The organism is Nocardioides nanhaiensis (genome assembly GCF_039542785.1).
In the GTDB taxonomy this organism is placed as follows: domain Bacteria; phylum Actinomycetota; class Actinomycetes; order Propionibacteriales; family Nocardioidaceae; genus Nocardioides; species Nocardioides nanhaiensis.
The window spans coordinates 935,264-955,885 of sequence record NZ_BAABIM010000002.1; the positions used below are offsets into that span (position 1 = coordinate 935,264).

A 20,622-nucleotide genomic window follows, 5' to 3' on the forward strand; every position below is an offset into this window, starting at 1 on the left:
GGGGCGGTGCGCCCGCGCAACCGCATTCCGGCCGGCCTCAGAGCCCGGTGCCCACCAGCGCGCCGACGGCGTAGGTGACCGCCATCGCGAGCAGACCGCCCACCACGTTGCGCACCACCGCCCGGCCGGGCGGTCCGTAGCCCAACCGTGCGCTGCTCCACCCGGTCAGCGCCAGCGCGACGACGACGGCCACCACTGTGACCGGCACCCGGGCGCCGGCGGGGCTGACGGTGATCGTCAGCAGCGGCAGCAGCGCCCCGACGGTGAAGGCGAGCATGCTGGCCAGGGCGGCGGCCACCGGGCTCGTGAGCTCGTCGGGGTCGATGCCCAGCTCGGCCTCCGCGTGCGCCCCGAGCGCGTCACGCTCCGTCAGCTGCTCGGCCACCTGTTGCGCGAGGGCCGGGTCCAGGCCCTTGCGCACGTAGAGGTCCGCCAGCTCGGCGAGCTCCTCCTCGGGCTCCTCGCGCAGCTCGCGCCGCTCCTTCTCGAGCAGCGCCAGCTCGGAGTCGCGCTGGGTGCTGACCGAGACGTACTCGCCCGCGGCCATGCTCAGCGCGCCGGCGGTGAGCCCGGCCACGCCCGCCACCAGGATCGCGGTGGAGTCGGAGGTGGCACCCGCGACGCCCATCACGATGCCGGCGGTGGACACGATGCCGTCGTTGGCGCCGAGCACGCCGGCCCGCAGCCAGTTGAGCCGTCCCTGCACGCCCTGGGCGTGCGGCTCGTCCGGGTGCGGGCCGACGCCCGGCACGGTCATCGGCGGGTCATCGGCAGGTCACCGGCGGGCTCACAGGCCGACGTCGCGGCCGATGAGCTCCTTCATGATCTCGTTGGAGCCGGCCCAGATCTTGGAGACGCGGGCGTCGCGCCAGGCGCGGGCCACGCGGTACTCGTTCATGAAGCCGTAGCCGCCGTGCAGCTGCACGCAGTGGTCGAGCACCTGGTTCTGGATCTCGCTGGACCACCACTTGGCCTTCGCGGCGTCGACCGGGGTCAGCTCGCCCTTGTCGTGGGCGACGGTGCACTTGTCGATGTAGGCCTCGGCGACCTCGATCTGGGTGACCAGCTCGGCGATCAGGAACTTGTTGTGCTGGAAGGAGCCGATCGGGGCGCCGAAGGCCTGGCGCTCCTTCGTGTAGGCGATGGTCTCCTCGAGGATCTGCTTGGCGTGCGCCACGTTGGAGATCGCGCAGCCCAGCCGCTCCTGCGGCAGCTTCTGCATCATGTGGATGAAGCCCTGGTCGAGCTCGCCGATGATGTCCTCGTCGGTGAGGCGCACGTTCTCGAAGAAGAGCTCGGCGGTGTCGGACTCGTCCTGGCCGACCTTGTCGAGCTTGCGGCCGCGGCTGTAGCCGGGGGCGTCGGCGGGGATCGCGAACAGCGTGATGCCGCGCGCCTTCTTCTCGGGGCTGGTGCGCACGGCGGTGATCACCAGGTCGGCGGAGTAGCCGTTGGTGATGAAGGTCTTGGAGCCGTTGATCACCCAGTGCTCGCCGTCGCGCACGGCGGTGGTCTTGAGCGCGGCGAGGTCGGAGCCGCCGGAGGGCTCGGTCATGCCGATGGCGAGCAGGATCTCGCCCGAGGCGACGCCGGGCAGCCAGCGCTGCTTCTGCTCCTCGGTGCCGAGCTCGACGATGTAGGGCGCGCAGATGTCGGCGTGGATGCCCCAGCAGGAGCCGAGCGCCGCGTTGACCTTGCTGAGCTCCTCGGCGAAGACGGCGTTGAAGCGGTAGTCGCCCGCGCCGGCGCCGCCGTACTCCTCGGGGATCTCCAGGCCGAGGAAGCCCTGCTTGCCGGCCTCGGTCCAGAACTCCCGCGGGATGGCCTTGTCGTGGGCGTGCTGCTCCACGTGCGGGATGACGCTCCGCTCCAGGAACTCCCGCGCCGATCCTCGGAAAGCCTCGTGGTCCTCGTCGTAGATGTCGCGCTTCATGCCCGCATGCTACCGGCGGGTAGGCCCTGCTGTCGCGGGTCGGCACCGTCACCGCCGCGGCCCGCCTGCGGGCTGGGTCACCCCGCCGGGTGGGGTGCTCGGGCGCAGCCCGGGGTACCGAGCGGTTGACTGTGCTTTGATCGATCCAATTCGCACGGCACCTCGCCCCGGCGAGCGAGACGAAGCAGGAGCACGCGCATGGAGATCTGGCCCGGCCGCCCCTATCCCCTCGGGGCCACCTTCGACGGCAGCGGCACCAACTTCGCGCTGTTCAGCGAGGTGGCCGACCGCGTCGAGCTGTGCCTGTTCACCGACCCCGAGGACGGCGGCGACCAGCTCACCGAGACCCGGGTGGAGCTCACGGAGGTCGACGCGTTCGTGTGGCACGCCTACCTGCCCCGCGTGCAGCCCGGCCAGCGCTACGGCTACCGCGTCCACGGCCCCTGGGACCCCGAGAACGGCCTGCGCTGCAACCCGAGCAAGCTGCTCCTCGACCCCTACGCCAAGGCCACCGCCGGCGAGATCGACTGGGACGAGAGCCTCTTCGGCTACCACTTCGGCGAGGAGGACTCGCGCAACGACGACGACTCGGCCGCGCACATGACCCTGGGCGTCGTCATCAACCCGTTCTTCGACTGGGAGGGCGACCGCCGCCTCGACATCCCGTTCAACGAGTCGGTCATCTACGAGGCGCACGTCAAGGGCCTCACCCAGCTGCACCCCGAGGTGCCCGAGGACATCCGCGGCACCTACGCCGGTCTCTCGCACCCCGCGGTCACCGAGCACCTGCAGCGTCTCGGCGTCACCGCCATCGAGCTGATGCCGGTGCACCAGTTCATCCAGGACTCCACGCTGCTCGAGAAGGGGCTGCGCAACTACTGGGGCTACAACACGCTCGGGTTCTTCGCGCCGCACGCGGAGTACGCCGCCACCGGCGGGGACTCCGGCCAGCTCGGCCAGCAGGTCCAGGAGTTCAAGGCGATGGTCAAGACCATGCACGCCGCCGGCATCGAGGTCATCCTCGACGTCGTCTACAACCACACCGCCGAGGGCAACCACCTCGGCCCCACGCTGAGCATGCGCGGCATCGACAACCCGGCCTACTACCGCCTGGTCGAGGACGACCAGCGCTACTACATGGACTACACGGGCACCGGCAACAGCCTCAACGTGCGCCACCCCCACTCGCTGCAGCTGATCATGGACTCGCTGCGCTACTGGGTCACCGAGATGCACGTCGACGGCTTCCGCTTCGACCTCGCCTCCACGCTGGCGCGCGAGTTCTACGACGTCGACCGGCTGGCCACCTTCTTCGAGCTCGTGCAGCAGGACCCGGTGGTCAGCCAGGTCAAGCTGATCGCCGAGCCGTGGGACGTCGGCCCCGGCGGCTACCAGGTCGGTGGCTTCCCGCCGCAGTGGACCGAGTGGAACGGCAAGTACCGCGACACCGTGCGCGACTTCTGGCGCGGCGAGCCCTCGCTCGGCGACTTCGCCTCGCGCCTCTCGGGCTCCAGCGACCTCTACGAGCAGTCCGGGCGTCGCCCGTTCGCGAGCATCAACTTCGTCACCGCCCACGACGGCTTCACCCTGCGCGACCTGGTCTCCTACAACGAGAAGCACAACGAGGCCAACGGCGAGGACGGCAACGACGGCGAGGACCACAACCGCTCGTGGAACCGCGGCGCCGAGGGCCCGACCGACGACCCGGAGATCCTGGCGCTGCGCTCGCGCGCCCAGCGCAACATCCTGGCCACGCTGCTGCTGAGCCAGGGCGTGCCCATGCTGCTGCACGGCGACGAGCTGGGCCGCACGCAGGGCGGCAACAACAACACCTACGCCCAGGACAGCGAGATCGCCTGGATGCACTGGGACGACGTCGACCAGCCGCTGCTGGACTTCACCGCCGCGCTCATCAAGCTGCGCCACGACCACCCCACCTTCCGCCGCAAGCGGTTCTTCACCGGCGACTCGGTGCGCGTGCCCGACGGTGGCGAGGGCGACCGCCTCAACGACATCGTCTGGCTGCACCTGGACGGGCGACCGATGGAGGACGACGACTGGCACGGCGAGGGCGCTGCGAAGGGCCTGGGCATGTACCTCAACGGTCGCGGCATCGCCGGCCTGGACGCCCGCGGCGGCACCATCACCGACGACCACTTCCTGCTCTACTTCAACGCCGACGGCCCGGCCACGGTGACCCTGCCCCCCGAGGAGTTCTCGGCGGCGTGGGACGTGGTGGTCGACACCGGCGGCTCCGCGGACGACGACGGCACGGTCCAGGCCGGCGGCTCGCTCGAGATGGCGTCGCACAGCGTGCTGGTGCTGCGCGAGCACGCCGAGCCCGAGGCCGAGCCCGACCACTCCGTCGCCGCCTCGGTGGCCGCGACCGTGGCCGCCGCGACCGCCGCGAAGCGGGGCTGAGCCGTGGTCGAGCGCGCACGCCGTCGCCCGGCCCGGGTGCCGGCGAGCACCTACCGGCTGCAGGTCACCGCCGACCTCGACCTGCACGCCTGCGCCCGGCTGCTGCCCTACCTGCAGCAGCTCGGCGCCGACTGGGTCTACCTCTCCCCCATCCTGGCCGCCGAGCCCGGCAGCGGGCACGGCTACGACGTGGTCTCCCACGAGCGCATCGACGAGAGCCGCGGCGGTGCGGCCGGGCTGGCCGCCGTCTCCGCCGAGGCGAGGCGCCTGCGCCTGGGCGTGCTGGTCGACGTGGTGCCCAACCACGTGGGCGTGGCCACCCCGCGCGAGAACGCCTGGTGGTGGAGCCTCCTCCAGCACGGCCAGGAGTCCCCGTTCGCGGGGTACTTCGACGTCGACTGGGCCTTCGGCGGCGGCCGGCTCCGGGTGCCCGTGGTGGGCGACGGCGACGAGGGCGCCATCACGCCGGACCCCGAGGCGGGAGTGCTGCGGTACCACGAGCACGAGTTCCCGCTGGCTCCCGGCACCTCCACCCACGACGAGCAGCACTACGAGCTCGTCTCGTGGCGCGCGGCCGACGACCAGCTCAACTACCGGCGCTTCTTCGCCGTCAACACCCTGGCCGCCGTGCGGGTCGAGGACCCGGCGGTCTTCGACGCCACGCACGCCGAGATCGGTCGCTGGTTCCGCGAGGGCCTGGTGGACGGCCTGCGCGTCGACCACCCCGACGGCGTCCGCGACCCCCGCGGCTACCTGGACGACCTCGCCGGCCTGACCGAGGGCGCCTACGTGCTCGTGGAGAAGATCCTCGAGCCCGGCGAGGAGCTGCCCACCTCGTGGGCCACCGAGGGCACCACCGGGTACGACGCGCTCGCGCTCGTCGACCGGGTGCTGACCGACCCCGAGGGCGAGCAGCGGCTGCCGCTCGCCTCGCTCGACTGGCACGCGATGATCCACACCACCAAGCGGGCCGTCGCCGACGGCATCCTGCACTCCGAGGTCCGGCGGATCGTGCGGGAGCTGCCGCCGCTCGAGACCGGCGTCGAGCAGCTCGAGGACGCCGTCGCCGAGCTGCTGGCGTGCTTCCCCGTCTACCGCTCCTACCTGCCCGAGGGCCGCGAGCACCTGCAGCAGGCCTTCGACCTCGCTGGAGAGCACCGTCCTGATCTCGGAGCACCGCTCTCGGCGCTGGCACCGGTGCTCGGCGACCCCGGGCAGCCGGCGGCCCTGCGCTTCCAGCAGACCAGCGGCATGGTGATGGCCAAGGGCGTCGAGGACTGCGCCTTCTACCGCTACAACCGGCTGGGATCGCTCACCGAGGTGGGCGGTGACCCCAGCATCTTCGCCGTCGCGCCCGCGGCCTTCCACGACGCGCTGGCCGAGCGGCAGCGCAGCTGGCCCGACGCCATGACCACCACCTCGACGCACGACACCAAGCGCGGCGAGGACGTGCGGGCCCGGATCACCGTGCTCGCCGAGGTGCCCGACCTGTGGACCGAGAGCCTGGCCACGCTCCAGCAGCTGGCCCCCGTGCCCAGCGAGGCGTTCGCCTGCCTGCTGTGGCAGGCCGTCGTCGGGGCGTGGACCGACGAGGACCCCGACCTGCGGGCCCGCCTGCACGCCTACGCCGAGAAGGCGATGCGTGAGGCCGGCGACGACACCACGTGGACGGCCCCGGACGAGGACTTCGAGGCCCAGGTGCACCGCGCCGTGGACGCCGCCTTCGAGGACGAGCGCGTCCAGCAGGTGCTGCGTCGCCTGCTCGACGCCGTCGAGGCGCCCGGCTGGAGCAACAGCCTGAGCGCCAAGCTGCTCGCGCTGATGCTGCCCGGCGTCCCCGACGTCTACGGCGGCTCGGAGCTGGTGGAGGACTCGCTGGTCGATCCCGACAACCGGCGTCCCTTCGACGTCGCGCTGCGGCAGCGACTGCTGGCCGACCCGCAGCTGGCGCACCCGCGGCGCGCGAAGCTCGACCTCACCGCCGCCGCCCTGCGCCTGCGCCGCGACCGGCCCGAGCTGTTCACCGGCTACGCGGCGGTGCCGGCCGAGGGGGAGGCCGCGGCCCACGCCGTCGCCTTCGACCGCGGCGGCGTCGTCGCCGTGGCCACGCGGCTGCCCGTGGGCCTGGCCGCCCGCGGCGGCTGGGGAGACACCACGCTCGGGCTGCCCGCGGGCAGCTGGCGCAACCTGCTGGCCGACACCACCCTCGAGGCCCAGGTGGCGGCGCCGCCGCGCCTGGCCGACCTGCTCGCCCACGGACCGGTGGCCCTGCTGGTCCGGGAGGAGGACCGATGACCCCCTACCCGCCCCTGTTCGACGTCTGGGCGCCCCTGCCCCAGCGCGTGCGGCTCTCGATCGGCGACCGCGAGGTGGCCATGCAGCCGCGCGGCGACGGCTGGTGGACGCCCACCGAGCAGCTCCCCGAGGCGGCGCCCGAGGCGGCCCCGGTGGACTACGGGTACCTCCTCGACGACGCCGAGACCCCGGTGCCGGACCCGCGCTCGCGGCGCCAGCCCGACGGCGTCCACGGCCGCTCGCGCACCTTCCGGGCCGAGGCCTTCGCGTGGACCGACCACGCCTGGACCGGCCGCCAGCTGGCCGGCGCGGTGGTCTACGAGCTGCACCTGGGCACGTTCACGCCCGAGGGCACCCTCGACGCCGCGCTGGGACGGCTCGAGCACCTGCGCTCGATCGGCGTCGACCTCGTGGAGCTGCTGCCCGTCAACTCCTTCAACGGCACCCACAACTGGGGCTACGACGGCGTCGACTGGTTCGCCGTCGACGAGACCTACGGCGGCCCGGAGGCCTACCAGCGGTTCGTGGACGGCTGCCACGCCGCCGGGCTCGGCGTCGTCCAGGACGTCGTCTACAACCACCTCGGCCCCTCGGGCAACTACCTCCCGCAGTTCGGGCCCTACCTCAAGCAGGGCCGCAACACCTGGGGCGACCTGGTCAACCTCGACGGCGAGGGCGCCGCGCACGTGCGCCGCTACATCCTCGACAACGTGCGGATGTGGCTGGAGGACTACCACGTGGACGCGCTGCGGCTCGACGCCGTGCACGCGCTCGCCGACACCTCCGCGACCCACCTGCTCGAGGAGATGGCGATCGAGGTCGCCGCCCTCTCCGCCCACCAGCGGCGGCCGCTCACGCTGATCGCGGAGTCCGACCTCAACGACCCCCGGCTGGTCACCCCGCGCGAGGCCGGCGGCTACGGCCTCGACGCGCAGTGGAGCGACGATTTCCACCACGCCGTGCACGTGGCGCTCACCGGCGAGACCGAGGGCTACTACGCCGACTTCGCGCCCCTCACGGCGCTGGCCAAGGTGTGCGAGCGCGGGTTCTTCCACGACGGCACCTTCAGCTCGTTCCGCGACCGCGACCACGGCGTGCCGATCGACACCGACGCCATGCCCACCTGGCGCCTGGTCGTGTGCAGCCAGAACCACGACCAGATCGGCAACCGCGCCGTCGGCGACCGGATCACCGAGCACCTCGACGACGACCAGCTGGCCTGCGCCGCGCTGCTCACGCTGGCCGGCCCGTTCACCCCGATGCTCTTCCAGGGCGAGGAGTGGGCGGCAGCCACCCCCTTCCAGTTCTTCACCTCCCACCCCGAGCCCGAGCTCGGCGTCGCCACCGCCGAGGGGCGGATCGCGGAGTTCGAGCAGATGGGCTGGGACCCCGCCGTCGTGCCCGACCCGCAGGACCCCGAGACCTTCCAGCGCTCCAAGCTCGACTGGTCCGAGGCCGAGCAGGGCCGCGGCGCCCGGATGCTCGAGACCTACCGGGCGCTGGCGCGGCTGCGCCGCGAGCACGCCGACCTCACCGACCCCGACTTCCGTCGCACCCGCTGCACGGTCGACGAGGAGGCGCGCACCTTCACGATGGCGCGCGGCGACCTGCTGGTGGCCCTCAACCTGGGCGAGCAGCCCGCGGCGCTCGACGTCGGCGACCGGCCGGTGCTGTACGCGACACCGGCCGGCGGGCAGGTGCGCGACGGCGTGGCCGAGCTGCCGCCGCACGCGGGCGTGCTGCTGGGCGTGCTGACCGGCGTGCCGGCCGGGGACTGACCCGGCCGGCCCGGTCGGGCTGGTCCGGTGGTCCGGCCTCAGGCGCCGGGCAGCTCCACGATCTCGTCCTCGGCGGGAGCCTCGGCCTCGACGGTCTCGTCGAACTCCGAGAACGTGGCCTCGCCGGCGTTGTCGCCCTCGACCTCGACGCGCAGGATGTGGTGCGGCTCGTCCACGGCCACGAACGCCGTGGTGGTGTCGCCCTCGTCCTCGCTGACCAGCCGGACGGCCTCCTCGCCGTCGACCTCCTCGGTGCCGTCCTTCTCCGCGTTCCCGGCCTCGGGGTCGCCGATGTCCTCCAGCAGGCTGTCGAGGTCGCAGAAGCTGCCGAACTGGCCCTGCTCGTCGGCCACCCAGTTGTCGCCGACGACGGCGGTGATCTGCTCGGCCTGCTCGCCCACCAGCGCCTCGTAGAGCGCCTGGTCGGCCTTGAACCAGCTCTGGCCGTCGACCGAGACGATCTCGGCGGTGCCCTCGCCCAGGCCCACGGTGCCGGTGCAGGCGCCGTCGGTGTCGAGGGAGATGTCGAGGGTGATCTGCTGGCCGTCGGTGGTGATGTCGGCGTCGATGTGCACCGACTCCAACGCCTGCATGTCCTCGCTGGCGGCGGTGATGATGTCCTCGGCCGAGGAGTCGGCGAAGTCCGACCCGCCGCTGCAACCGGTTAGCGCGAGCGCGGCGACCGCGGCGACGGCCGCGGTGGCGAGGGGGGTCCGGGTGGTGGAGCGGGTGCGCATCATGGGCGCATCCTCGCAGGTCGCGCGGACCCGTGGCCCGCAAACCTCGTCCGAGCGGCCGACTGGTCCGGTCAGCCGGCGGAGACCAGCACCTCGTCGACCCAGGCGGGCACCAGCTCGCTCGCCGGACCGTGGCGGGCCTCGTTGAACCACAGCGTGCCGTCGCTGGGCTGCAGGTTGAGCTCCAGCGCGCGGGCGCCGCGTCGTCGGGCGTACTGCACGAAGCCGGCCGCGGGGTAGACCGCGCCGGAGGTGCCGATGGAGACGAACAGGTCGGCGGCGTCGAGGGCCCCGAAGATCCGCTCCATCTGGTAGGGCACCTCGCCGAACCACACGACGTCGGGCCGCAGCGCCGCCTCGCCGCATCCCGGGCAGTCGGGGGCCTCGGCCAGCGGCCCCTCCCAGCGCGAGCGGGCCGCGCAGCCGGCGCACAGGGCCGAGAGCAGCTCGCCGTGCATGTGCAGCACCCCCGTGGAGCCGCCGCGCTCGTGCAGGTCGTCGATGTTCTGGGTCACCAGCAGCAGGTCCTCGCCCAGCGCCCGCTCGAGGCGCGCGAGAGCGTGGTGCGCCGGGTTGGGCTCGACGCCGGCCAACGCCGCCCGGCGGGCGTCGTAGAAGGACTGCACCAGCGCGGGGTCGGCCACGAACGCCTCGGGGGTCGCGACCTCCTCGACCCTGTGCCCCTCCCAGAGCCCGTCGGCGTCGCGGAAGGTCGGCACCCCGCTCTCCGCGGAGATCCCCGCCCCCGTCAGCACCACGATGCGCACCACCGGATGCTAGGCGAGCGATAGTCCGCAGCAAAGTGGTCGTTACCGAGCGGGTGCCACGACCACATTGCTGCGGACTATCGGGGTGAGGGCAGCCGGTCGAGCGTGACGACGTAGCCGGGCCGGTCCGGCCGGTCGGTGGCGGCGGGATCGGCGTCGGGGGGCAGGGGGGTGCCGTCCCAGCCGGCGAGGCGGTCCACCGGCTCGAGGCCGGCGGCGGCGAAGGCGGCGTCGACGTCGGCCAGCGGGGTCACGGGGCAGCCGTCGGGCAGGTGGTCGGCGTCGAGGCCGAAGCCGCACACCAGCAGCCCGCCGGGCGCGAGGTGGGCGGCCAGGCGCTCGGCGGTCTGCGCCAGGGTGCCGGCCTCGAGGAGCGGGATCGTGTTGCCGGCCACCAGCACGAGGTCGAAGCGCTCGCCGAGGTCCAGCACGGACAGGTCGCCGAGCTCCCAGCGCAGGTGCGGAGCGGCCGCGCGCGCCTGCTCGAGCATCGGCTCGTCGACGTCGACGCCCACGACCGGGTGCCCCAGCTCGGCCAGCCGGACGGCGATCCGCCCGGTGCCGCAACCGGCGTCGAGCACGCGCGCCGGCGGCTGGACGAGCCGCGCGACCAGAGCGGCCTCGCCGTGCACGTCCTCACCCGCCGCCGCCATCGCGGCGAACCGCTCCGCGTAGGCGGCCGCGTAGTCCTCGCCGTGCGCCTCCTGGGCGATCCGCCGCCAGCGCGACGACGGCGCGCCAGGGTCGGCGTCGCTCACGCCTCAGCCGTCCGTGCGCTCCAGGAGGAACACCGGGATGAGCCGGTCGGTCTTCTCCTGGTACTCGGCGTACGGGGAGTACACCTCGACGGCGCGCGCCCACCACTGGGCCCGCTCGGTGGGGTCGGTGATCTCGCGGGCCAAGTAGTCGTGCGGCTCGGCGCCGTCCTGCAGCACCACGTGCGGGTGCTCCTTGAAGTTGGCGTACCAGGCGGGGTGCTCGGGCGCGCCGCCCTTGGAGGCCACCGCCGCGTAGACGCCCTCGTGCTCGACGCGCATCACCGGGTTCTTGCGCAGCTTGCCGGACTTCGCGCCCCGCGAGGTGATGACGACGATCGGCCACTCGGGGTGGTCGGGGAGGGTGTTGGCCTCCCGGCCGCCGGTGGCCTCGTAGGTCTCGACCTGCTCGCGCACCCACTGCTCGGGGCTGGGCTCGTACTCGCCTTCCAGTGCCATGTGAGTCAGGAACCCAGCACGGCCGCCGACCATTCCCGGGCGGCGTGTCGGCCGGCTCGGGAGTGTCGGGCGGGACTCACACGGGGTGGATGGTCAGCGCCAGACCGGCGAGGAACCCGAGCCGGGCCAGCTCGGAGTCGAGGAACTCGGGGCCGCCACGCCGTCCGACCACCACGATCTCGTTGCCGCCCAGCCGGCAGGCCGCGAAGAGGGTGACGTCGTCGGGGGTGGGCGGCTCGAGGCGGGTGGGCGCGTCGAGGTCGACGAAGTCGAGGTGGTCGGGCGCGGCGCCGGTGGCGTGCACGATGCCCTGCGCCCGGTGCACCCGCGCCCCCCAGTCCACGCGGAAGGTGTCGGGCAGCAGGTCCACGAGGCGGTCGAGGGCCCGCGCGGGCTCGACCGTGAGCTCCTCGGCGGCCTCGAGGTCGAGGGTCAGGTTGCCGCCCGCGGCGTAGCGACTGATCCACACCACCCGCACGCCGGGCAGCGCGTTGCACGCCGAGACGATCGAGTCGGGCATGGTGCCGGGGTCGGTCTCGAGGAGCACGTCGTCCAGCGCGGTGCCGTCGTCGCGCTTCTCGACGATCTCGATGGCCTCGATGTCGCCGCCCGCCTCACCGATCGCGGTCGCCACGCGGCCCAGCGATCCGGGGATGTCGGGCAGCTCGACGCGCAGCAGGTAGGGCACGGCGTCACGCTAGATCATCCGCGTTGCGCGGATCGCCCACTGTCCGCACCGCTGATGTCGTCCGTGTGACGGGCCCCTGCGGCCAGGCGGGCGGTCAGGCCGGTGGCCCGCACCGCGCGGGTGGCCACGGCGGCCCGTACCGCGGCCTCGGTGCCGACGACGCGCACGTGGTGCTGCGCGCGCGTGACGGCGGTGTAGAAGAGCTCGCGGGTGAGCAGCTGGGAGTCGGCGTCGGGCAGGAGGACCGTGACCTGCGAGGCCTGGCTGCCCTGGGCCTTGTGGATGGTGGAGGCGTGCATGGTCTCGACGGTGTCGAGGCGCCCGGGAGCGAACTCCTGCAACCCGCCGGACCCCGCGATGTGCGCCCGCAGGCGGGTGCCGTCGCGCACGACCACGCCCACCTCGCCGTTGTAGACGTCGAGGGCGTAGTCGTTGCGCGTGACCAGCAGTGGGCGGCCGGCGTACCAGGGGCCGCGCAGGTCGAGCGCCGCGGCGGGGTCCTCGGCCAGCCAGCCCTCGACCCGCTGGTTCCAGTGCCGCACCCCGAAAGGTCCCTCGCGGTGGGCGCACAGCAGCCGGTGCAGGTCCAGCTGCGCGACGGCGTCGCCCGCCCGGCCCTCCAGCGCCGCGGCCCGCACCGCGAGTGCGGGCGCCAGGGCGACCTCGCGGAGCGCCGCCTCCACCTCCTCGGGCGTGGCCGCCTCGACCAGCTGCACCTGGGTGGACCCCGACCGCAGGACGTCGAGCACGGCGTCGGCGTCGCCGACCCGCAGTGCGGTGGCGAGGGCCTTGATGTCCTCCTCGCTGCGGAAGTTGCGGGTCAGCCCGGCCACCGGGGCCGCCGGGTGCTGCTCGAGGCCGTCGACGAGGTCCTTCAGCACCGCGCCGGCGCCCACCGAGGTGAGCTGCTGGGGGTCGCCGGCCAGGATCAGCCGCGCCTCGGGCCGCACCGCCTCCAGGAGCCGGCTCATCAGCGTCAGCTCGACCATCGAGCACTCGTCGACCACCACGACGTCGTGCTTGAGCCGGTTGGTGCGGTCGTGCCGGAACCGCGTGCTGTTGTCGGGCCGCCAGCCGAGCAGCCGGTGCAGGGTGACGCCCTGCGGCTGACCGACCCGCTCGACGGCGGCCGCCGCCGCGGGACCCTGGGCGGCGATGCCGGCCAGCTCGCCGGCCACCGCCTCCTGCAACCGGGTCGCCGCCTTGCCGGTGGGGGCGGCGAGGGCGACCGAGACCCGCTCGCCGCGTGCGCCGGCCTGCGCGGCGAGCAGCACGAGCGCTCGCGCCACGGTGGTGGTCTTGCCCGTGCCGGGCCCACCGGTGAGCACGGTGGTGGTGCGGCCCAGCGCACCGCGCACCGCCATTTCCTGCTCCGGTGAGAGGTGCTCGTCGCGGATCAGCGGCAGCGTGACCTCGAGTGCCACGCCGTCGATCTCGGGCACCGGCTCGTCCAGGCGGGTCAGCAGGTCCCGGCACACGCCGCGCTCGAGCCGGTGGTAGCGGTCGAGGTAGAGCAGGCCGTGCTCGCTGCGCAGCACCCCGGCGAGGGTGAGCGGCGAGGCGGCCACGGCGGCCTCCCACGCCGCGGGCTCGGGCCAGGCCAGCCCCGCCTCCTCGGGCAGGCCCGCCGACGCCTGCGCCTCGGCCAGGCGCACGCACACCGACCCGCGCCGCACGGCCCGCACCGCCAGCGCGAGAGCCAGCAGGACGGCGGGGTCGGTCTCGCCGCCCAACGCACCCACCCGGGTGGCCACGTGCACGTCGGAGGAGGTCAGCAGCCCGGCCGCGTTGGCCCGGGTCAGCAGGTCGGGGCCGGCGGTGGTGAGGCGCCAGTCGCGGGCGTCGGCGGGCTCGAAGAGCTCGGTCATCGGGGGCCGCCCCCGCTCGGGTCCGGCGGGCTCGGCGGGGCGCCGTCGAGCAGGTCGGAGAGCGCGACGACGAGCGCGGCCGGCGGTCGCCAGGAGAAGACGCCGCAGGGGTGACCGTCGAGCACGGGCGTCTCGGGGCCGCACATCCCTCGCAGGTAGAGGTAGAGCACGCCGCCCAGGTGCCGCTCGGGGTCGTAGCCGGGCTGACGCCACCGCAGGAACCGGTGCAGCACCGTGGCGTAGAGCAGCGCCTGCAGCGGGTAGTCCGAATGGGTCATGGCCGCCTCGAGCGCCGCGGGCGCGTAGCTGTGCGCCGTGGGTCGCAGCTCGCGGGGGCCCAGCCAGTTGGTCTTGTAGTCGACCACCAGGTAGCGCACCCCGGACCCGTCCGGCTCGGGGACCCGCAGGACGACGTCGACCGAGCCGGTGAGGTAGCCGCGCAGCGGCTGGTCGCCGAGCGGGCCGGCCAGCTGCGCGGTGTAGCCCCGGACGGGGTCGTCGGGTGGCAGGTGCTGCTCGAGCAGCGGCGCGAGGTCGCCCAGGCGCAGCGGGCGCGCCACCGGCCCCCGCGCGGATTCGCCGCCGGCCAGCGGCAGCTCGAAGTCCATCTCGCGCAGCCGGTCGCTCCGCGCGATCCGGCGCAGGGTCGCGTCGTGCGCCAGCGGTCCCAGGGGGCTGTCGTGCACGGCCACCAGTGCCGTGGCCAGCGCCCGGCGGTCCAGGTCGGGCACCGGCCACCAGCCCAGGTGCTCCTCGACCAGCCCGAGCAGGTGGGCGTGCAGGTCGTCGGCCGCAGGGTCGGCGTGCTCCAGCACCGCGTGCACCAGGGAGCCGAAGGTGGCGCCCACCGGCAGGTCGGCCATCGGGGACACCAGCGAGTCGCCCGCACCGGCGTCGAGGGGCCCGCTCGCGGGGGCCGGCACGGGGGTCGGCACGGCCTGGACGCCGTCGCGTGGCTCGTCCTCGCGCGGCGTCGACTCCGGCTCGCTCCCGACCGCCGGCCCGCCTGCACCGGCAGCGCCGGCCGCCACCTCGACGGCGGCACTGAGCGCGCTGTAGGAGGTGCGTCGCCAGTCGGTGTCGACCGGGCGCGCGAAGGTGCGGTGGTGCAGCTCGGCCGCCGCTGGCACGGCGGGTGCCGCGCCGGGGTCGGCGGGCCGGGCCACCTCGGGTGCGGGGCCGCCGCGGTCGCGCCAGCGGGTGAGCAGCGCGACCAGGTCGTCGTCGGAGGGCAGGCTCGGCGTCTCGGGCACCTCGGAGCCGGCCTCGCGGGCGAGCAGCCGGTGCAGCGGTGAGGCGATCGCGTTGCGGGTGGGTGCCCACCACAGCACCACCTGCGCCTGCGCGCGGGTGATCGCGACGTAGAGCAGCCGCAGCCACTCCCCCGCCTCCTCGTCGGCGGCCCGGCGCACGTGCTCGCTCCACCGGCTGCCGCCGGGGCCGCCGACGTCGAGGCAGCGCTCGCCCTCGGCGTCGTGCAGCAGCGGTCGCACGGGCTTGCCGACGAAGCGGTCGGCCAGCGAGGGCAGGTAGACCACCGGGTACTGCAGACCCTTGCTCGCGTGGATGGTGACCAGCTGCACCGCCGCGGCGTCCGAGTCGAGCCGTCGGGTGCGCTCCGCGCCGCGGCCCGCCTGCGCCTCGCGCACCTGCTCGCGCAGCCAGGCCAGCAGCGCGACGACGCCGAGCCGCTCGCGCAGGGCCACCTCGTGCAGCACCTCGCCCACGTGCCGCAGGTCGGTGAGGCGACGGTCGCCACCCACCTGGGCCAGCACCCGCGCCGAGAGTCCGCCGGTGCCCGCGGACTCCAGGACGGCGGCGACGCCGCGGCGGGCCACGAGGTCGACCCAGCCGCGCAGCCGGTCGGCGAGCTCGTCGGTGAGCCGGTCGCCGCCGGCGTCGAGGGTGGCGGCGTCGAGACCCAGGAAGGCGGTGAGCGCGGCGGCGCGCACGCGGGGGCTCCGGTGCGGCTGCTCGAGCGCCTCGAGCAGCGTGAGCCACTCGACGGCGGCGGGAGTGGCGAAGACGCTGCCGCCGCCGGCCATGACGGCGGGGATGCCCTCGGCGGCCAGGGCCTGCTGGGCGGCGGCGAGGTCGTTGTTGCGGTAGCAGATCACCGCGACGTCGGCAGGCTCCAGCGGCCGCCCGGCGAAGGTGGCACCGGAGCCGAGCAGGCGGCGCACGTCGCGGGCGAGGTCGAGCGCCACGTGACGCCGCACGTCGCCGACGGGCAGCGGGGCGCTGCCGCGCCGGCCGAGGTCGCTGCGGCGCACGGCGCGCAGCCGCAGCGGCGCTGCCACCGGCGCGCCCTGCAGCCGCGGGCCTGCGTGGTGGGCCTCGACGGGGCGCACCACGATGCGGGGGTCGCCCAGCTCGGCGCCCTCGAGCAGCTGCTGGGTGGCGGCCAGCAGCGCGGCGTCGCTGCGCCAGCTGAGCGCCAGCGTCTTCTCGGTGGTGGCTTCCGCGGCGGCACGCAGGTAGGTGGTGACGTCACCTCCGCGGAAGGCGTAGATGGCCTGCTTGGGGTCGCCGATCAGCACCATGGTGGCGACCCCGGAGAAGGCGCGGTCGAGCACCGACCACTGCACCGGGTCGGTGTCCTGGAACTCGTCGACGAGCACGATGCGCCACCGCTCGCGCATGCGCACCCGCGCGGGAGAGTCCGCGGGCTCGAGCGCCCCGGCCAGCTGGGAGAGCAGGTCGTCGTAGGAGAGCAGGCCCAGGCGCCGCTTGCGCAGGTCGACCTCGCGGCGCACGGCCTCGGCGAAGGCGACCCGCCGCCCGGCCGGCGTGGAGGGGTCCTCGCCGACCGGCTGCACCACCGCCTGCGGGTCGCCCACCACGGCGCGCGCGATCGCCAGCGCCTCGCCGTGACCGAACTCCGGGGCCGCGTCGGCGTGCGCGAAGGCGCGCAGGTAGAGGTCGTCGACCACCTCGCCCACCAGGTCGTCGAGCTGCTCCACCAGCCGGGCGCGGGGGTCGGTGTCGCCAGCCACTCCGAGCGAGTCGAGCACCAGCGAGCAGAACTGGTGGGTGGTGGCGATGGTGGCGGCGTCGAAGTCGGCCAGCGCCGCCAGCACGCGGGTGTGGCGGGCTGCCCGCTCTGCCGGCGGGCAGTCGAGCAGCAGCGCGACCAGCTCGGAGGGCTCGGGCTCCAGATCGGCGGCGGACGGCGCGGCGGGCGCCGGGTCGAGGGCACGCTCGGCCTCCACCAGCTGCTCGCGCACCCGCTCGCGCAGCTCCTGGCTGGCGGCGCGGCCGAAGGTGATCACCAGCATGTCGCCGAGACCGGCCACGCCCTCGGCCACCCAGCGGGCCACCAGTGCCCCGATGGTCCAGGTCTTGCCGGTGCCCGCGCTGGCCTCGAGCAGGGTGGTGGTGCCGGGCTCGGGCAACGGGTCGCGGATCGAGAAGGGGCTCACAGCGGACCCACCCGCTCGGCGCCGGCGAGCAGCGGGCCCCACACGGCGCGCGCGAGCTCGGGCAGGCCGGCCTCGAGCAACGCCTCGAGCGGCGCGGACTCGCCCAGCCAGCGCCGGTGGTGGGCGTCGGCGTCCTCGCCCTCGATGCCGAAGGAGTTGTGGGGGTCGGTGGTCCACTCGCGACGCGCCAGGGCCACCGGGTCGACGTCGTCGCCGTGCTGCTGCCGGTGCTCGGCCTCCGCCCAGGCACAGGCGGTGGCCAGGGGCAGGGGCAGCGGCTCGCGCAGCCCGCGGTCGCGCAGCGCCACCAGCTCCTCGAGCCACCCGGTGGCGCGGTGGTCGAGCGGTCCGCTGAGGGCACGCTTGGGCCCGGCCCGCTCGCGGCCCACGGCGTGCCCGGTGAAGCTCTGGTCGGGGTGACCGGCGCTCAGCGCGAGCAGGTCGACCCAGGTGCCGAGCCGCTGGCGGGGCTTGAGCCGGGAGTAGCCCAGCGTGACCAGCTTGGCGCCGTGCACACCCGCCACGGTCCCGGTGAGACGGCGGCCGTCGCCGAGCAGCACGTCGACGTCGACGGCGCGCGCCGGGTGCTCGCGCAGCGCGGCGGTGCTGGCGAGCACCCGCTGGCACTGCTGCACCACCCCGCCCAGGGCCCCGATGCCGAGCTGGCCCGGCGGCAGCGTGCCGCGCAGCTGCTCGGCCAGCAGCACCGCCTGGGCGTCCTGCCCCGCGAGCAGCTCGGTGAGCAGGTGCTGGCCGACCTGCCAGCCGCCGAGTCCGTCGAGCTCGACCGGCATCGCGTCGCCCACCTCGTCGGGGGCGAGCGGGGTGGCGACCTCGAGGCGCTGGCGCAGGAAGGTGCGGACCGGGTGGAGCAGGAACGCCTTGAGGTCGGCCAGCGAGACGTCGGCCGCGGGCAGGGGTGGGAGCGGGTCGACCAGCAGCGGCGGCGCCGGAACCCGCTCGCGCGCGGCGGCGCGAGCACCGGCCAGGGCAGCGGCGTCGAAGGTGAACGGCCGGTCGTCGACCTCGGGCGGCCACACGCCGCCGGGCACGAGGTTGCGCGCGTCGTGCGGCTGCAGCGGGTGACGCACCAGCACCCGGTCGCGGACCGGGGTCGCGCAGGTGCGGTCGACGGCGTCGAGCACCTCGCCCAGCGGCACCGCAGGAGGCCGCGGCGCCCCGGAGTGCTCGTTGGCTCCGGTGTAGGTGATGACCACGTGCTCGGTGGCGGCCAGCAGGGCGTCGAGCAGCAGCTGCCGGTCCTCGCTGCGCGCGTCGCGCTCACCGGTGAGCGGGCGGCGCGCCAACACGTCGTCGCCGTCGAGGCTGACCTGGCGCGGGAACACGCCGTCGTCGAGGCCCACCAGGCACACCACGCGGTGCGGCACCGAGCGCATGGGCGTCATCGTGCAGACGGTGAGGGTGCCGGTGCGGAAGTTCGCGCGGGTGGGCCGCCCGGCCAGGCGGGACTCCAGCAGCGCGCGCACGTCGGCCAGCCGCAGCGGCACCTCCCGCTCGGCCCCGGCCGCGGCCACCCGGGCCAGCTCGCGCTCCAGCTGCGGCACCTGCCAGGCGTCGTCGCCCTCGACCTCGACCAGGCCCAGCACGCCCTCGCCGAGGACCCGCATCCACGTGCCCGCGGCCTCGGCACTGCCGAGCGCCTCGAGGGTGGCGCCGAGGCGGTGCAGCAGCTCGGCCAGCCGGCCGGCGAGGTCGATCTCGTTGCTGCCCACGTCGTCGAGCGGCAGCCCGACGCCGAGCGTGCGGTGGTCCTCACCGCTCATGGCGACGCCGAGCAGCACCCGGTCCAAGCCCACGCGCCAGGTGTTCTGGGGGAAGTCGCTCATCGAGAACCGGGCCCGGCTGGGGGCGTCGAGACCCCAGCGCACGCCCGCCTCCGCGATCCAGCGCGCGATCCGGTCGAGGTCGTCGTCGCCGAACCCGAAGCGCCGGCGCACCGCCGGTGTACCGATCAGGTCGAGCACCTCGGAGGCGGTGACCCGTCCGCCGGCCAGCTCGACCAGGCGCACCGCGACCGCGAGCAGCGGGTTGGTGCTGGACAGGGCCCGGTCGGCCAGTCGCACCCGCAACCGGTGCGCCGGGTGCGTGGCCTCGCCCGCCTCACCCGACGACGCACCCGGGGCGGTCTCGCCCAGCCCGAACCCGGCCGAGACCAGCGGTGCGAAGGTCTCGATGTCGGGGCACATCACCAGGATGTCGCGGGGCTCGAGCGTCTCGTCGTCGGCGAGCAGCCCCACCAGCACCTCCCGCAGCACCTCCACCTGGCGGGCCTGACCGTGGCAGGCGTGCACCTGCAGCGACCGGTCGCCGGGTCGCGGCACGCGGGCCGCCCGCCGCGCGGCGTCGGGCACCCGGTCTGCGCGCAGGTCGGCCTGCAGCCAGCCCAGCAGCGTGCCCGGTGACCCGGCGTCGAGGCCGGCGTCGAGGTCGGCGTCGAGGTCGGTGTCGTGCTCGGCCGGGACGGCCCCGGCCAGCGAGCGGCGCAGCTCGCGCGTGTCGCGGCCCAGCGAGGCCAGCAGCGGGTGGGCCACCGCCTGGGCGCTGGTGTCCGATTCACGCGCCACCACACCGGCGGCCACCTCGGGGAGCAGCGCCCGCCACAGCGCCCCCGAGGGCTGGGGCAGCCACAGGTGCACCTCGCGGTGCCGACCGAGCGCCTGCAGCAGCTGCACCTCGGTGCGCGCCAGTCGGGTGTGGCCGAACAGCGAGAGCCGCGCGGGGAGGTCGAGGGCCTCGGTCTCGGCGCCGCCCGCGGCGAGACGCTCCAGGGTGCGGGCGTGCCGGACGTCGGGCGGGTCGTGCGGCACCGCGGCGAGCAGCCGGCGCCACAGCTCGGGCTGCCACGCCAGGTCGGGGGCGAGCGCGCCGCCGGCGCCGTCGGTGTCGCGGCCCTCGCGCCAGTCGGTGACCAGCTGCGGGCGCTGCACGGCGTACTGCGCCAGGTGCCCGGCCAGGCGCAGCGCCACCGAGTAGCGCCGACCGCGGCGCAGCTGCGCCGTCTCCTCGTCCGCGCCGACCCCGCCGTCCCCGCCCTGCCGGCCGTGACCCAGGTGCCGGGCCAGTGGCATGGCCCAGGGCTCGTCGAGCACCTCGTCGAGCGTGGCCAGCAGCGGCCACACCAGCTGGTCGCGGTGCCAGGGGTCGTCGCGATCTCGACCCAGCAGCAGCTGCACCAACGAGGCCGGGTTGAGGAACCGGACGCCCGCGCAGACACCGTCGCCGCCGCGGGGGCCGACACCCAGCCGGTGCGCGAGCTGCTGGGTCAGCCACCGCTCCACCCCGCGCGCTGGCACCACCACGACCTCCTCCGCGAAGGGGTCGGCCAGCGGCACCGCGAGCAGCTCGCCGAGGGCCACGGCGAGCCGGTCGGTGCGCGCGGCGCGGTGCAGGTGCAGGGTCATCGCGGCGACCCTAGTGGCCGCCGCCGACACCGCCCGACGTCGCCGCGTGACCTCCCGGTGGCCTGGCGCGTTGAGTG

13 protein-coding genes are annotated in these 20,622 nt (G+C 74.8%); 3 read left to right on the plus strand and 10 right to left on the minus strand.

What is annotated here, in order from left to right:
• Window positions 1-37: 37 nt before the first annotated feature.
• Together ABD948_RS12615 and ABD948_RS12620 are read right to left on the minus strand one after the other, a co-directional pair.
• Entirely contained in the window at window positions 38-757 is a 720-nt protein-coding gene (locus ABD948_RS12615; protein WP_345266271.1) for a VIT1/CCC1 transporter family protein, read from the minus strand.
• A 30-nt stretch (window positions 758-787) separates the two neighbouring features.
• Window positions 788-1,933: an acyl-CoA dehydrogenase family protein gene (locus tag ABD948_RS12620; protein ID WP_345266273.1), complete on the minus strand. Its 1,146-nt coding sequence runs from the start codon at window positions 1,931-1,933 to the stop codon at window positions 788-790.
• Between the two features lie 198 nt (window positions 1,934-2,131).
• On the opposite strand from ABD948_RS12620, the gene glgX reads away from it, so the two are divergent.
• The 3 genes from glgX to treZ are packed head-to-tail and all read left to right on the plus strand — an operon-like array spanning window position 2,132 to window position 8,427.
• Window positions 2,132-4,354, plus strand: a complete 2,223-nt coding sequence (gene glgX, locus ABD948_RS12625; protein WP_345266275.1) for a glycogen debranching protein GlgX — start codon at window positions 2,132-2,134, stop codon at window positions 4,352-4,354.
• A 3-nt stretch (window positions 4,355-4,357) separates the two neighbouring features.
• Window positions 4,358-6,649, plus strand: a complete 2,292-nt coding sequence (gene treY / locus ABD948_RS12630) for a malto-oligosyltrehalose synthase (RefSeq protein WP_345266277.1) — start codon at window positions 4,358-4,360, stop codon at window positions 6,647-6,649.
• Window positions 6,646-8,427, plus strand: a complete 1,782-nt coding sequence (gene treZ / locus ABD948_RS12635; RefSeq protein WP_345266279.1) for a malto-oligosyltrehalose trehalohydrolase — start codon at window positions 6,646-6,648, stop codon at window positions 8,425-8,427. The genes treY and treZ overlap by 4 nt, the downstream gene beginning before the upstream one ends.
• 38 nt (window positions 8,428-8,465) lie before the next feature.
• On the opposite strand, the gene ABD948_RS12640 is transcribed toward treZ, so the two are convergent.
• From ABD948_RS12640 to recC, 8 genes are all read right to left on the minus strand, one after another.
• Window positions 8,466-9,167 (minus strand): LolA-like protein, encoded by a 702-nt coding sequence (locus ABD948_RS12640; protein ID WP_345266281.1) that lies wholly within the window; start codon window positions 9,165-9,167, stop codon window positions 8,466-8,468.
• Window positions 9,168-9,235: 68 nt separating this feature from the next.
• Window positions 9,236-9,931, minus strand: coding sequence for an NAD-dependent deacylase (locus tag ABD948_RS12645; protein ID WP_345266283.1), 696 nt, complete (start codon window positions 9,929-9,931; stop codon window positions 9,236-9,238).
• 77 nt (window positions 9,932-10,008) lie between these two features.
• The gene (locus tag ABD948_RS12650; protein WP_345266285.1) at window positions 10,009-10,689 is read right to left on the minus strand and encodes a class I SAM-dependent methyltransferase; all 681 of its coding nucleotides are present in this window, start codon (window positions 10,687-10,689) and stop codon (window positions 10,009-10,011) included.
• Window positions 10,690-10,692: 3 nt separating this feature from the next.
• A complete protein-coding gene (locus tag ABD948_RS12655) occupies window positions 10,693-11,145 on the minus strand; it encodes a nitroreductase family deazaflavin-dependent oxidoreductase (RefSeq protein ID WP_345266287.1) in 453 nt (150 codons plus the stop codon).
• Window positions 11,146-11,221: 76 nt separating this feature from the next.
• Window positions 11,222-11,833: an ACT domain-containing protein gene (locus ABD948_RS12660; RefSeq protein WP_345266289.1), complete on the minus strand. Its 612-nt coding sequence runs from the start codon at window positions 11,831-11,833 to the stop codon at window positions 11,222-11,224.
• 14 nt (window positions 11,834-11,847) lie between these two features.
• The gene (gene recD, locus ABD948_RS12665) at window positions 11,848-13,701 is read right to left on the minus strand and encodes an exodeoxyribonuclease V subunit alpha (protein ID WP_345266291.1); all 1,854 of its coding nucleotides are present in this window, start codon (window positions 13,699-13,701) and stop codon (window positions 11,848-11,850) included.
• Window positions 13,698-17,123, minus strand: coding sequence for a UvrD-helicase domain-containing protein (locus tag ABD948_RS12670; protein WP_345266293.1), 3,426 nt, complete (start codon window positions 17,121-17,123; stop codon window positions 13,698-13,700). Before ABD948_RS12670 ends, recD begins: the two co-directional genes overlap by 4 nt.
• Complete coding sequence (recC, locus tag ABD948_RS12675) at window positions 17,120-20,545, minus strand: exodeoxyribonuclease V subunit gamma (protein ID WP_345266295.1); 3,426 nt, start codon at window positions 20,543-20,545, stop codon at window positions 17,120-17,122. Before recC ends, ABD948_RS12670 begins: the two co-directional genes overlap by 4 nt.
• Window positions 20,546-20,622: the final 77 nt, after the last annotated feature.

Bases quoted from the DNA above. Each gene is read 5' to 3' on its own strand.
- ABD948_RS12615 (WP_345266271.1), bottom strand. From the start codon at position 757: ATGACCGTGCCGGGCGTCGGCCCGCACCCGGACGAGCCGCACGCCCAG.
- ABD948_RS12620 (WP_345266273.1), bottom strand. From the start codon at position 1,933: ATGAAGCGCGACATCTACGACGAGGACCACGAGGCTTTCCGAGGATCG.
- glgX (WP_345266275.1), top strand. From the start codon at position 2,132: ATGGAGATCTGGCCCGGCCGCCCCTATCCCCTCGGGGCCACCTTCGAC.
- treZ (WP_345266279.1), top strand. From the start codon at position 6,646: ATGACCCCCTACCCGCCCCTGTTCGACGTCTGGGCGCCCCTGCCCCAG.
- ABD948_RS12640 (WP_345266281.1), bottom strand. From the start codon at position 9,167: ATGATGCGCACCCGCTCCACCACCCGGACCCCCCTCGCCACCGCGGCC.
- ABD948_RS12655 (WP_345266287.1), bottom strand. From the start codon at position 11,145: ATGGCACTGGAAGGCGAGTACGAGCCCAGCCCCGAGCAGTGGGTGCGC.
- recD (WP_345266291.1), bottom strand. From the start codon at position 13,701: ATGACCGAGCTCTTCGAGCCCGCCGACGCCCGCGACTGGCGCCTCACC.
- recC (WP_345266295.1), bottom strand. From the start codon at position 20,545: ATGACCCTGCACCTGCACCGCGCCGCGCGCACCGACCGGCTCGCCGTG.